Below are 13,136 nucleotides of genomic sequence, written 5' to 3'. Positions count from 1 at the left end.
ATCCCCATGAATTCACACAAAATTTGGCATTAGGGTTTTGCGCGCTAAGACCGGTATCATGATCGAACGCGGTCTCTGGCCGGTCCTACTTTCCGGCGGAATCGCCTTCGCTGCACCCCTTGAACGACACAGCTCCGAGATCGCCCATGTCCCACGCCTTTCGCCACCGAGACATCCTTGAAATCGCGCGACAGGAAGGAAAGGTCACGGTCGAAGGCTTGGCGCAACATTTCGGCGTGACGCTGCAAACCATCCGCCGCGACCTGTCGGATCTGGCCGAGGATGGACGTCTCGAGCGGGTGCATGGCGGTGCGATGCTTCCGTCGAGCACGAGCAATATCGGCTATGAACAGCGCCAGACGCTGAACGCCAAGGCCAAGGCGGCGATGGCCAAGGCTTGCGCACAGCGCATCCCCAACAACATCTCGCTGTTCCTGAACATCGGCACCAGCACCGAGGCCGTGGCGCGCGAGCTGCGTGCGCACCAGAACCTGCTGGTTGTCACCAACAACATGAACGTGGCCAATATCCTGGCCGAAACGCAGGGCTGCGAAGTGGTCGTGACCGGCGGCAACCTGCGGCGCGCCGATGGCGGGCTGGTGGGCAAGCTGGCCATCGAGACCATCCTGCAGTTCAAGTTCGACCTTGCGATCATCGGCTGTTCGGCGCTGGACCGGGATGGCGACCTGCTGGATTTCGACATTCAGGAGGTGGGGGTCAGCCAGACGATCCTGCAGCAATCGCGCAAGACCTATCTCGTCGCCGATGCGTCCAAGATGAAGCGCAACGCGCCCGCGCGGATCGCGTCGCTGTCCGAGATCGACACCCTGTTCACCGATGCCCCCCTGCCCGCCGACCTGCCGGAGCGCTGCGCGGCATGGGACACCGAGGTGGTGGTGACGCAGGCCAGTTGACGCAGGCGGGTAATCAGCCGTTGAGATCACGCAGCGAGCCGCGGATCTTCAGCGTGCTTTTCAGCTCAACAACGTCTCCCGTACTGCGCTTTTCCACCATGTCGACAAGGGCGATGGCCGCCTTGCGCCCCATCTCGCGGTGCGGGACATGCACAGTGGTGATCTGCGGCGTGACGATGCGGGCCAGTTCGATATCGTCGAACCCGGTGACCGACACGTCCTGCGGCACCGACAGCCCCATGTCCTGCGCGCCGCGCAAGGCGCCCACGGCCAGCACGTCATTGCCGCACATCACGACCGTGGGCCGTGCATCGGCCTGCATCAGGGACCTGAGGGCGTCGGCCCCGTTTTCCACACCATACGGGGTTTCGATCACCGGCATCGCCTCGGGATCAAGCCCGTTGGCCTGCAACGCATCGCGCAGGCCCAGAACACGTCCCGCCGCGCGGTCATTGCCCTTGGTGATGCCCGAGATCATAGCGATGCGACGGTGCCCGAAGTCGATCACCTGCTGCGCCAGTGCGAACATGGAGCGGCGATTGTCGAACCCGACCGCAGGCTGGCCGGTGTCGGGCAGGTAGACCCAGGCCGACAGAACCGGGATCTCGCGGCTTTTGAGATAGTCGTAGACCGCCGGATCGCGGTCATGGCCGATCAGCAACAGCCCGTCCGCACCCCGCGCCACGAGTGACCGGATCTGCTCTTCCTCGATCTCGGGCTGGTAGGCAGAGCTCGCGACCAGCAGCGTGTAGCCGCGGGCGTGCAGTTCTTCCTGAAAGGCCTGAAGCGCACGAGCGAAAATGGCGTTTTCCATCGTCGGGATGATCGCGCCGATGGTGAACGTGCGCCTGGCCGCCATCACCCGCGCGCCGAAATTGGGCGTGTAGCCCAGGTGTTCCACCGCCGACATGACCCGCTTGCGGGTGTCCTCGACCACCCGTTCGGGCGAATTCAGGCAGCGCGAGACGGTCGCTGTCGACACGCCAGCCGCGCGTGCCACGTCATCCAGTGTGGGTACGGAGCGCAGTTGTGACATCGGTCTCCTTTTCCGTGCCAGTGCCCATCAAGTGCATCGCGGACGCGTCATAAACGATGCATGGTTAAGATGTAAGCGCTTGCATGATGCAAATGCAAGCGCTTACACTGATTTCAGAATCAACATGATATCCGGGGTTCGCCATGTTTCTTGCTGCATCCGCCATCGTCTTTGGGATCTACTTCGCCAATGTCGCGCTGGGTGCTTTTGCGGGGACCGCGTTCCTTTCGGATATCGGGGAGATGTTGGTTCTGTTCGCGGCGGCGATGCTGTTCGTCGTTGCCATTCTGAAAAAAGAAGCTGACCGAAAGAACAAAAACGGCAGCTGACGTCAATTGGGAGGAGACCATATGACTGATGACCACAACGAGCTCGCATCCGAAGAGCGCCGCAACTTCCTGAAGATCATGGGCACCGGCGGCTTCACGGCGGCCATCGTGGCCGGTGCTGCAGGTGTGCTGACCTCGTCCGAGGCGTCCGCCCAGACCGCCAACGAAGAGCGCGACCGCGAGGCTGCAGCCGACCACGTGATGACGCTGGCCACCGAGTACGTGATCGGAACGACGCGCAGCTACCCGATGATGCAGCTGGACGTGAAGGAAAACCTTCAGAACGCATCGAACGGCAAGATCTATGTCAAGCTGGCTCCGGGTGGGCAGCTCGGCACCGGGTCGGCACTGGCCCAGAAGGTTCAGGGCGGCACGATCAATGCCGGCCAGTTCTCGCTGTCCAACTTCGCGCCCTTTGCGCCTGCGGTCGACCTGATCAACATGCCGTATTTCTGCGGGGCCAACCAACGCTTCGTGAACCTTGTCACCTCGGACATCTGGAAGACCGAAGTGAACGCGGCGGTCGAACAGCGCGGGTTCAAGCCGATGTTCTATTTCTGCATCGACCCGCGCGTCATGGCCGTGCGTCAAGGTGGCAACGCGATCATCACCCCCGCAGACCTGCAAGGCGTCAAGTTCCGGGTGCCGGGATCGCAGATGCTGCAGCAGTTCTACCGGATGGGCGGCGCAAACCCGACGCCGGTGGCCTGGGGCGAAACACCGTCCGCGATCAAGCAGGGTGTTGCCGATGCTCTCGACCCGGCGGTTGGCGCGCTGTACGCGTTCGGCTTCAAGGACATCCTGAGCCATGTCACCTTCACCCAGGCGGTGCCGGACAGCCAGTGCTACGCCTGCAACCTCGAATGGTACAACACCCTGCCCGGCGACGTGCAGGAGGCCATCGAGTGGGCGTCGGAAATGAGCTTCCACCAGAACCTTGCCAAGGTGCCGTCGTCGCGAACCTTCGCAATGGCGGAGATGCGCAAGGCGGGTGTCGAATTCCATTCGCTGAGCGCCGATCAGTTGGCCGAATGGCAGGACACCGTCGGTTATCAGCGGTCCGAATGGGACAGCTTCAAGACCGAACTGGCCGGGTCGATGGAGACCTTCGACAAGCTGGTCGAAGCGGCTGGCACGATGGGCAGGCATTACGTCCACGACGCCTGATCCCCGACATGCGGGCGCTGTCCAGCAGCGCCCGCCCCTTCTCACAACGGTCTGTCCGCGCTCCGGTCCACCGGGATTGTATGGATGTGCCGTGACGCCCCGAGGGACCCATGAAAACTCTGCGTACCATCGACCGCAACGCCGAACGGTGGCTGCTTCTGACCTTTTACGTGATGCTGGTCATCACCATGGCGATCGAAGTGCTGCGGCGCGAAATCTTCTCCTATTCGTCGATCTGGGGCGAAGAGATCGTGCGCTATTCCTTCATCTACCTAGCGTGGATCGGGGCCGCAGCAGCCGTCAAGGAACGCGCCCACATTCGCATCGACGTGGTGATGCATTACCTCGGCCCGCGCGCCAAGGCGCTGCTTTATATCTTCGGCGATATCGTGATGTTCCTCGTGGCGCTGGTCGCGCTCTACTGGTCGCTGGAAACCGTGCATGTGTCGCTGAATTTCGGATCGGTCACAGCGGGTCTGCGGATTTCGCAGGCCTGGTTCCTGATGGCGGTCCCGGTCGGGTTCACCCTGATCGTGTGGCGACTGATCCAATCCTTCCTTCGTGATGTCAAATCCCTCCGGGATGGAACCGACGTCTACGAAGGCGACAAGCTGTTTGACTGAGGGACCCTGACCCATGTGGCAACAAATCAATCAGACAGTCGATCTTGGCTGGGATTTCTACGTTCCGGTGATCCTCTTCGTGTCACTGATCGCGCTGGCGGTGCCGGTCTGGGCCGCCATCGGCGCTGCGGCCATCATCATGCTGATGATGTCGGGCGACCTGCCGCTGAGCGCTGTGGGCGAGAGCCTGTTCACCGGGATCGACGCCTTTGCGCTGACCGCCGTGCCCTTGTTCATCCTCACGGGCGACGTGCTGGTGCGCACCGGGCTCAGTCGCAAGTTTCTGGACGTGGCAGAGGCGCTGACGCAATTCGCCAAGGGCGGGTTCGGATCGGCCACGGTGCTGGTCTGCGGCATGTTCGCCGCCATCTCGGGCTCTGATGCGGCAGGCGCTGCCGCCGTCGGGCGCATGACCATCGCGCGGCTGGTGGAGTCGGGCTATCCCCGCCCCTATGCCTGCGCGCTGGTCGCGGCGGGTGCCTGTACCGGCATCCTCATTCCGCCGTCGATTGCCTATATCATCATCGGCCTTGTGCTGGGCATTTCCGCCTCGACGCTGTTTCTGGCGGCGCTGATCCCCGGTCTGGCGATCCTGATCTCGATCCTCGTCACCAACGTGATCGTCAACCGAATCCACGGCTACGAAGGTGGCGGCAACATCTCGATGAGCGAATATCTGGCCCAGTTGGGACGTGCGCTGAAATCCGGCTGGTACGCCTTCATCGTGCCGGGGATCATCTTCTACGGCATCTTCTCGGGGCGGCTGACCCCGACCGAGGCCGGGGCGACGGCGGTGGTCGTGACCATCATCATGGGCTTCATCCTGCGCACGCTGTCATTCGCCGATTTCCCGGCAATGCTGCTCAGTTCCGCCAAGGTCAACGGGGTGATCCTGCCGATCATCGCCTTTTCCGCACCTCTGGCCGAAGCGCTGGCCATCATGGGTGTGCCGCAGGGCTTTGTCACATCGGTGACCGCGCTGACGGACGAGCCGTGGATCCTCATCCTGCTGATGATCGGCATCCTGATCGCGGCGGGCTGCGTGATGGAGACGACGCCGAACATCGTGATCCTTGCGCCCATTCTCAAGCCGCTTGCCGACAATATCGGCATGAACGAGATCCAGTTCTGCATCATGATGATCACCGCTCTGGGTGTCGGTTTCATCACGCCACCGCTTGGGCTTAACCTGTTCGTGGTTTCCGGCATCACCGGGGAATCCATCCTCAAGATTGCAGCCCGCGCCATTCCTTTCGTTCTGGGCATGCTCGTCGTGGTTCTGTTCATCGCCTATGTGCCGGCGATTTCCACAACGCTGCTGCCTGATATCTACAAGTAGGACTTAACGATTATGACACGAGAATACCTGAAAAAAGCGACCCTGACGGCGAAATCCGATGCCTCCGAAGTGCACGAGACCGTCAAGACCATCCTTGCCGATATCGAGGCGGGCGGCGATGCGACCGCGATGGACTATGCCCGCAAGTTCGACAAGTACGAAGGCAATGTCCTGCTGACACCCGAAGACATCGAAGCGGCCAGCGCGCTGGTGCCCGAAAAGCTCAAGCGCGATATCGAGTTTTCGCAGGACAATGTGCGCCGTTTCGCCGAGGCGCAAAAGGCCACCATGTCGGATGTCGAGGTCGAGATCGTGCCGGGCATGATCGCCGGGCAAAAGGCGATCCCCGTGGACGCGGCAGGCTGCTATGTGCCCGGTGGGCGCTACAGCCATATCGCGTCGGCCATCATGACCGTGACCACCGCCAAGGTGGCGGGCTGCCGTCATATCACCGCCTGTTCGCCCCCCCGCCCCGGTGTCGGCATCGCGCCCGCAATCGTCTATGCCGCGCATATCTCGGGTGCGCACCAGATCATGGCGATGGGCGGCGTGCAGGGTGTGGCCGCGATGACGTTTGGTCTCTTCGGTCTGCCCAAGGCCAATATCCTTGTCGGACCCGGCAACCAGTTCGTGGCCGAGGCCAAGCGCATCCTCTTTGGCCGTGTCGGGATCGACATGATCGCCGGACCGACCGACAGCCTGATCCTTGCCGACGAGACCGCCGATCCGCATATCGTGGCAACCGATCTGGTGAGCCAGGCCGAGCACGGCTACAATTCGCCCGTTTGGCTGGTCACGGATGACCGCGCACTGGCACAAAAGGTGATGGATATCGTCCCCGGCCTGATCGCCGATCTGCCCGAGGTGAACAGCCAGAACGCAGCCGCTGCGTGGCGCGACTATGCCGAGGTGATCCTGTGTTCAGACCGCGAGGACATGGCCGCCTGTTCCGATGAATACGCACCCGAACACCTGACGGTGCAGGCCGAGGATCTGGATTGGTGGCTGGACCGCCTGACCTGCTATGGCTCGCTGTTTCTGGGCGAGGAAACCACCGTGTCCTATGGCGACAAGGCGACGGGCACGAACCATGTCCTCCCGACCTCGGGCGCGGCCAGCTATACCGGCGGTCTGTCTGTCCACAAGTACATGAAGATCGTCACGTGGCAGCGCGCCACCCGAGAGGGATCAAAGGCGATCGCCGAAGCGACAGCCCGGATTTCCCGGCTCGAAGGCATGGAAGGCCACGCCCGTGCGGCCGATGTGCGTCTGGCCAAGTACTTTCCCGGCACCAATTTCGATCTGACCGCAGATGGCTGATCCCGCAAAGCTGTTCCACCTTGAGGGCAAGGTGGCTGTCATCACCGGCGCCAGTTCCGGCCTCGGACGGCGTGCCGCGATCACGCTGGCCGCAGCGGGGGCGCGCGTCGTGGGTGTGGCCCGGCGGCAGGACGCGCTGGCCAGCCTGTGCGCCGAGATCGGTGCGGCAGCCGCATATGTCGTGGGCGACGTGACCGACCGCGACGGACTGCCTGCGCTGGTCGAGGCTGTGTCGGCCCCGTTCGGTGCGCCTGACATCTTGATCCATGCGGCAGGCGTCAACACGCGCGAAGCGGCGGATGACGTGACGCCCGATGGCTGGGACATGACACTGGCGCTGAACCTGTCGGCACCGTTTTTCCTGTCGCAAGCGCTGGTGCCCGCGATGAAGGCCAAGGGCTGGGGCCGGATCGTCAACTTCGCCTCGCTCCAGACCACCCGCGCCTTTCCGGGCGGCATCGCCTATGGCGCCACCAAGGGCGGCATCGCGCAACTGACCCGCGCCATGGCCGAAGCCTGGTCACCCCACGGGATCACCGCCAACGCCATCGGGCCGGGGTTCTTTCCGACCGAACTCACACAGGCTGTGTTCTCCGACCCCGACCGCGCCGCCCGCAACGCGGCGCAGACGTGCATCGGGCGCAATGGCCGGATGGAGGATATCGACGGGCCGGTGTTGTTCCTGTGCTCGGATGCGTCGTCTTATGTCACGGGTCAGGTTCTCATGGTGGACGGAGGGTTTACCGCAAAATGAAGGCGCTGGTTTACGAAGACTTGGAAACGCTGGCCTATCGCGAGGTGCCGGACATCACCGCGCGCGAGGGCGAACACCTCATCCGCATCGAGGCGGTCGGGATTTGCGGGTCAGACATGCATGCCTATCTGGGCCATGACGCGCGCCGCCCTGCCCCGCTGATCCTTGGGCATGAAGCAGCGGGCGTGGTTCAGGGCGGGCCGATGGACGGCACCCGCGTGACGATCAATCCGCTGGTGACCTGCGGCACCTGTGCCGCCTGCCAAGCCGCGCGGGAAAACCTGTGTCCGACGCGCCAGATCATCTCGATGGAGCCGCGACCGGGCGCCTTTGCGCAATTCGTGTCGATGCCCGCATCGAACCTTGTGACCGTCCCGGACGCTGTACCGCTGGACAAGGCCGCGCTGGCGGAACCGCTGGCGGTCAGCTGGCACACGGTCAGGCTGGCGCTGGCCGCACTGCACCCGTCGATGGACCGTCGCGCGCTGGTTCTGGGAGGCGGTGCCATCGGCCTTGCGGCATCGCTGGCGCTCAAGGCGATGGGGGTCGCGGATGTCACGGTGGTCGAGCCGAACCCGGCCCGCCGCGCGTTTCTCAGCGATGAATGCGGCGAAACCGCCGTGGCGGAACCGACCGGGTTCTACCCCCTGATCATCGACGCGGTGGGCTATGCCGCCACCCGCGCCGCAGCGTCGGCCCATGCCCTGCCCGGTGGCGTGATCGGCCATGTGGGGCTGGGCGAAGACACCGGCGGGCTGGATGTGCGCCGCATGACGTTGCAGGAAATCACCTTCGTCGGCACCTATACCTACACCGCGCAGGATTTCCGCGACACCGCGCAGGCGATCTTTGACGGGCGTCTGGGGCCGCTGGACTGGTTTCGCACACGCCCTCTGAGCGATGGGGCCAGCGCCTTTCACGACCTGCGCCACGGCAAGATCGCGACACCGAAAATCGTTCTGCAGCCCTGGGGCTGAACCTGCCCCACACCCAAAGGAGATTTGAGATGTACAGCAAAATCCTTGTTCCCATGGCGCTGGATCACGGCGTATCACCGCAAACGCTCGAAGTGGCGCGGGTGCTGCGATCCGAGGGCGGCGAGATCGTCGCGCTGCATGTCTACGAAGCCCCGCAAGGCACGGTGAAGGCCTATCTGGACGACGAGGTGGTCAAGGCCGGATTCGACACGGCCCGCGAACGGCTGAACGAAAAGATCGCCGGGCTGGACGACGTGACACCCGCTCTGGTCACGGGTCATTCGGCGCGCACCATCATCGACTATGCGGCCCAGCACGGGTTCGACTGCATCGTGATCGGATCGCACAAACCGGGGCTGAGCGACTTTTTCCTCGGCTCGACCGCCGCCCGCGTGGTGCGCCACGCGCCCTGCGCGGTTCATGTGCATCGCAAGGGCGACTGACCTGACCTATTCGGCGGCCAGTCGTTCCGCGTCCTGTACCGATCCGTTGCCCTGCATCACAACCATGCGGGTCGGGAAAGGAATATCGACACCCGCCGCGTCCAGCGCTTCCTTGACCTTGCGCTTCATGTCGGCCTGATACTGAAAGTAATCCGACGCCGCGCACCACACGCGGACCAGGAAATCGACGCTACTGCTGTTGAGATTGTTGACCTGAATGAACGGTGCAGGCTCTGAGTGGGACCGGGGATCGGACATGATCGTGTCCCGGATCACCTCTTCGGCCTTGGCAAGATTGACCCCGTAGCCGACACCGAATTCCCATTCGGCGCGGCGGGTGCTGTAGCCGGAATAGTTCTTGATCGTCTTGCCCCAGACTTCGGAATTGGGCACCACGACCTTGACGTTGCCGATATCGGCGATCTCGGTGTAGTTCAGCGTGATCTCCTTGACCGTGCCCAGCACGTCGTTCACCTGCACGAAATCCCCGTTCTTGAGCGGGCGGAACAGGATCAGCATGACCCCCGCCGCGACATTGGACAGCGTGCCCTGCAGCGCCAGGCCGATGGCCAGACCGGCGGCACCGATGACGGCGATGATCGACGTGGTCTGCACCCCGAACGTGTTGAGCACGAACAGCGTGGTGAACCCGAGGATGATGTAACGGACGATGTTGCCGAAGAACACGAAGAGCGTGTCGTCGAGGCTCGCATGCATCGACCCGATCCGCGTGATCCGACGGCTCAGGACGCCCGAGACAACGAAGCCGAGCACGAGGATCAGCGTTGCCCCCAGCGCGCTGCCCAGCAGGGACAAAAGCGCCTCGAGAGTCAGCAGGTCCGCCAGCGACCGGCCATTGTAGATCTCCATCGTGAAGACCGCGTTGATCTGATCCCACAGGCCGTTGGCAACGGCTTCCACCTCTTCCATGCTCGTAATTCCTTGTTTCCACGCTTTAGAGGCGGCTCAAAGCCACCTTGCGGGTGGGTCAACTCCCACCGCGCGGAATGGTTCCGAAAAAAGTGCATTCAGGAGGCGGCTTTGTCGGATCGGGGTGGCAAGACCCCAAAGAAAAGGCCCCGCCGAAAGGCAGGGCCAATGTGCAGAACAAGAAGGTTTACGCCGCTTCCGGTGCATCCTTGGCCCCGGTCATGAAGGCCACCGCGTCGGACATGGTATAATCCTTGGGGTCGATCACGCAGAGCCGCTTGCCCAGACGGTGAACATGGATGCGGTCGGCCACCTCGAACACATGGGGCATGTTGTGGCTGATCAGGATGATCGGAATGCCGCGCGATTTCACGTCCTGGATCAGCTCCAGCACCTTGCGGCTTTCCTTGACGCCCAGGGCTGCGGTCGGCTCGTCCAGGATGATGACCTTCGATCCGAACGCGGCGGCACGGGCCACGGCCACGCCCTGACGCTGGCCCCCGGACAGGGTTTCCACCGCCTGATTGATGTTCTGGATCGTCATCAGCCCCAGCTCCGTCAGCTTGTCACGGGCCAGTTTCTCCATCATCGGGCGGTCCAGCTGGCGCAGCCACTTGCCCCGCCAGCCGGGCTTGCGGATCTCGCGGCCCATGAACATGTTGTCGGCAATCGACAGCGCGGGCGACATGGCCAGCGTCTGGTAGACGGTTTCGATGCCCGCCGCACGCGCCTCGATCGGCGTGGTGAACCGCACGTCCTTGCCTTCGAGCGTCACGGTGCCTTCGTCGGGAATGACCGCGCCCGACACCGCCTTGATGAGCGAGGATTTGCCCGCGCCATTGTCGCCGATCACGGCTAGGATCTCGCCGGGCATCAGGTCGAAATCACAGCGGTCCAGCGCAGTCACGCGGCCATAACGCTTGACCAGTCCACGGCCTTTCAAAATCGGTTCCATCAGGCTGCCACCTTTCTGATCCACTGGTCCACGGCCACGGCGGCGATGATCAGCACACCGATGAGAAGGAAGGTCCATTGCGCATCCGCCCCGGCAAGGCGCAGACCAAGGGTGAACACCCCGACGATCAGCGCGCCAAAGAAGGTGCCAAGGATCGACCCGCGCCCTCCGAACAGGGAGATGCCCCCGATCACCACGGCGGTGATGCTTTCGATGTTCAGCAATTGCCCGGAGGTCGGCGACACCGACCCGATGCGCCCGATCAGCGCCCAGCCCGCGAAGGCACAGATCAGACCGGCCAGCGCATAGACGGAAATCAGCGTCTGCTTGACGTTCACGCCCGCCAGCTCCGCCGCCTCGGGGTCATCGCCCACGGCATAGACATGCCGGCCCCAGGCGGTGTGTTTGAGCACGAAGGCCAGCACCGCCACCAGAAGGACAAGGAACACAACGCCCAACGTAAAGACCGCACCGCCGACTTCGAACTTGGCCCCCATGATCTGCAAAAGAGGGGCCTGCTCAGCGATCTCCTGCGACCGGATGGTTTCGTTCTTGGAATAAAGGAAATTCGCCGCCAGCACGATCTGCCACATGCCCAGCGTCACGATGAAGGGCGGCAGTTTCATCTGCGCCACCAGCCAGCCATTGACCGCGCCAATGGCCGTGCCGACCACCAGCCCGCAGATCACCGCAAGGCCCGGCGGCAAGCCGTAGCGGAACGCGAACTGCCCCATCACCACCGACGAGATCACGGCAATGGCACCAACGCTCAGGTCGATGCCCTTGGTCAGGATCACCAGCGATTGCGCGGCGGCGACGATGCCGACGATCTGCACCTGTTGCAGGATCAGCGTCAGCGCGAAGGGTGAAAAGAACCGCGATCCAAGCGCGAGGCCAAACACGATGATCGCGGAAACGAGCACGATGAGCGGCACCAAGGCAGGCGTGGTGTGCAAGGCGTGGTGAAACCGGTCGATCAGGGTTTTCTCGCGTCCACCGAAGGATGCGATTTCGGCATTCGCCTTGCCGACAACCGATTCATAATTGTCTGATGATGGCATGAGACTCCTCCCCCGAAGACACGGCCGTTCTTGTGACAAGGGCGGGTCGTTCCCCGCCCCTGTCCTGACTGTTCAGTCTGAGCTGAGTCGGATCAACCCCAGCAAAGCTCCATGCCTTCGTCGGTGTCGATGGAGTCCACCCCGTCGACCGGCTTGTCGGTGACAAGCGCCACGCCGGTGTCAAAGAAGTCCTTGCCATCACTTGCCGACGGCTTGGTACCATCCGCGGCCCATGCGGCAATCGCCTCGATGCCCTTGGAGGCCATCAGCAACGGGTATTGCTGCGAGGTTGCACCGATCACGCCGTCCTTGACGTTCTGGACGCCGGGGCAGCCACCATCGACCGACACGATCAGCACGTCGTTTTCACGACCGATGGCCTTGAGCGCCTCGTAGGCACCGGCAGCAGCGGGTTCGTTGATGGTGTGCACCACGTTGATGGTCGGGTCCTGCGCCAGCAGGTTCTCCATCGCGCGGCGACCGCCCTCTTCGTTGCCCTGCGTCACGTCGCTGCCGACGATGCGGGGATCGGTTTCGTCGCCGATCACGTTGGGATCGCCCAGATCGATGCCGAAGCCCTGAAGGAAGCCCTGGTTGCGCAGCACGTCCACGGTCGGCTGGCTGACCGCAAGGTCAAGCGTCGCGATGCGCGCATTGGCAGCGTCATCCCCCAAAGCGGCAGCGGCCCACTGACCGATCAGTTCGCCGGCAAGGAAGTTGTCGGTCGCGAAGGTCATGTCCGCCGCGTCGATCGGATCAAGCGGCGTGTCGAGGGCGATCACGAGGATGCCCGCATCGCGGGCCTGCTGAACGGCCGGAACGATGGAACCGGTGTCGGACGCGGTGAGCAGGATGCCCTTGGCACCATTGGCGATGCAGGTCTCGATGGCGGCGACCTGTGTTTCGTGGTCACCGTCGATCTTGCCTGCATAGCTGTTGAGCGTCATGCCCAGTTCGGCGGCCTTGGCCTCTGCGCCTTCGCGCATCTTGACGAAGAACGGGTTGGTGTCGGTTTTGGTGATCAGGCACGCGCTGACGCCGTGACCTGCGGCAAAGGCCGCACCGGACATGGACGCAAGGGCAACAGCCGAGCTCAGCAGAAGTTTCTTCATGATTTCCTCCCAGAAATAATCGCTTTTAAGTCCTTCGGGCCATGCAATGCCCGCTCCCCCTGCCTGCGATCCCGCAACAGGTTGGTATCGAAAAGGCCAGAGAAACGCAGTGCTGTCAATAAATAAATAAACTTTATTTATTAAATACACTCTGCCATCTTAAACAAAGGATTTTC

14 protein-coding genes are annotated in these 13,136 nt (G+C 62.9%); 9 read left to right on the top strand and 5 right to left on the bottom strand.

What is annotated here, in order from left to right; all coding sequences use genetic code 11:
• Positions 1-146: 146 nt before the first annotated feature.
• On the top strand, positions 147-914 hold the full coding sequence (locus IEV82_RS05115) for a DeoR/GlpR family DNA-binding transcription regulator (RefSeq protein WP_188480902.1): 768 nt from the start codon (positions 147-149) through the stop codon (positions 912-914).
• Between the two features lie 13 nt (positions 915-927).
• On the opposite strand, the gene IEV82_RS05110 is transcribed toward IEV82_RS05115, so the two are convergent.
• Positions 928-1,950 carry a LacI family DNA-binding transcriptional regulator gene (locus IEV82_RS05110; RefSeq protein WP_188480901.1) on the bottom strand — a complete coding sequence of 341 codons (1,023 nt, stop codon included), beginning with the start codon at positions 1,948-1,950 and terminating at the stop codon, positions 928-930.
• Positions 1,951-2,093: 143 nt separating this feature from the next.
• On the opposite strand from IEV82_RS05110, the gene IEV82_RS05105 reads away from it, so the two are divergent.
• The 8 genes from IEV82_RS05105 (at position 2,094) to IEV82_RS05070 (ending at position 8,902) form a co-directional block, all read left to right on the top strand.
• The gene (locus tag IEV82_RS05105) at positions 2,094-2,279 is read left to right on the top strand and encodes a hypothetical protein (protein ID WP_188480900.1); all 186 of its coding nucleotides are present in this window, start codon (positions 2,094-2,096) and stop codon (positions 2,277-2,279) included.
• A gap of 21 nt (positions 2,280-2,300) precedes the next feature.
• Positions 2,301-3,446 carry a TRAP transporter substrate-binding protein gene (locus IEV82_RS05100; protein WP_188480899.1) on the top strand — a complete coding sequence of 382 codons (1,146 nt, stop codon included), beginning with the start codon at positions 2,301-2,303 and terminating at the stop codon, positions 3,444-3,446.
• 110 nt (positions 3,447-3,556) lie between these two features.
• A complete protein-coding gene (locus IEV82_RS05095) occupies positions 3,557-4,069 on the top strand; it encodes a TRAP transporter small permease (RefSeq protein ID WP_188480898.1) in 513 nt (170 codons plus the stop codon).
• A 13-nt stretch (positions 4,070-4,082) separates the two neighbouring features.
• Entirely contained in the window at positions 4,083-5,408 is a 1,326-nt protein-coding gene (locus tag IEV82_RS05090; protein WP_188480897.1) for a TRAP transporter large permease, read from the top strand.
• Positions 5,409-5,420: 12 nt separating this feature from the next.
• A complete protein-coding gene (hisD, locus tag IEV82_RS05085) occupies positions 5,421-6,728 on the top strand; it encodes a histidinol dehydrogenase (RefSeq protein ID WP_188480896.1) in 1,308 nt (435 codons plus the stop codon).
• On the top strand, positions 6,721-7,482 hold the full coding sequence (locus tag IEV82_RS05080; RefSeq protein WP_188480895.1) for an SDR family NAD(P)-dependent oxidoreductase: 762 nt from the start codon (positions 6,721-6,723) through the stop codon (positions 7,480-7,482). The genes hisD and IEV82_RS05080 overlap by 8 nt, the downstream gene beginning before the upstream one ends.
• On the top strand, positions 7,479-8,459 hold the full coding sequence (locus IEV82_RS05075; protein ID WP_188480894.1) for a zinc-dependent alcohol dehydrogenase: 981 nt from the start codon (positions 7,479-7,481) through the stop codon (positions 8,457-8,459). Before IEV82_RS05080 ends, IEV82_RS05075 begins: the two co-directional genes overlap by 4 nt.
• 29 nt (positions 8,460-8,488) lie before the next feature.
• A complete protein-coding gene (locus IEV82_RS05070; RefSeq protein ID WP_188480893.1) occupies positions 8,489-8,902 on the top strand; it encodes a universal stress protein in 414 nt (137 codons plus the stop codon).
• Positions 8,903-8,908: 6 nt separating this feature from the next.
• Here IEV82_RS05070 and IEV82_RS05065 read toward each other — a convergent pair whose 3' ends face one another.
• The 4 genes from IEV82_RS05065 to IEV82_RS05050 form a co-directional block, all read right to left on the bottom strand.
• Positions 8,909-9,832 carry a mechanosensitive ion channel family protein gene (locus IEV82_RS05065; protein WP_188480892.1) on the bottom strand — a complete coding sequence of 308 codons (924 nt, stop codon included), beginning with the start codon at positions 9,830-9,832 and terminating at the stop codon, positions 8,909-8,911.
• Positions 9,833-10,019: 187 nt separating this feature from the next.
• Positions 10,020-10,787: an ATP-binding cassette domain-containing protein gene (locus tag IEV82_RS05060; RefSeq protein ID WP_188480891.1), complete on the bottom strand. Its 768-nt coding sequence runs from the start codon at positions 10,785-10,787 to the stop codon at positions 10,020-10,022.
• Positions 10,787-11,848: an ABC transporter permease gene (locus IEV82_RS05055; RefSeq protein WP_188480890.1), complete on the bottom strand. Its 1,062-nt coding sequence runs from the start codon at positions 11,846-11,848 to the stop codon at positions 10,787-10,789. Before IEV82_RS05055 ends, IEV82_RS05060 begins: the two co-directional genes overlap by 1 nt.
• 92 nt (positions 11,849-11,940) lie before the next feature.
• Positions 11,941-12,960, bottom strand: a complete 1,020-nt coding sequence (locus tag IEV82_RS05050; RefSeq protein WP_188480889.1) for a sugar ABC transporter substrate-binding protein — start codon at positions 12,958-12,960, stop codon at positions 11,941-11,943.
• Positions 12,961-13,136: the final 176 nt, after the last annotated feature.

It is taken from the genome of Marivita lacus, from assembly GCF_014637725.1.
GTDB classification, from domain to species: domain Bacteria; phylum Pseudomonadota; class Alphaproteobacteria; order Rhodobacterales; family Rhodobacteraceae; genus Marivita; species Marivita lacus.
The sequence above is the reverse complement of the archived record's forward strand: the minus strand, read 5'-3'. Positions and strand labels throughout refer to the sequence as shown.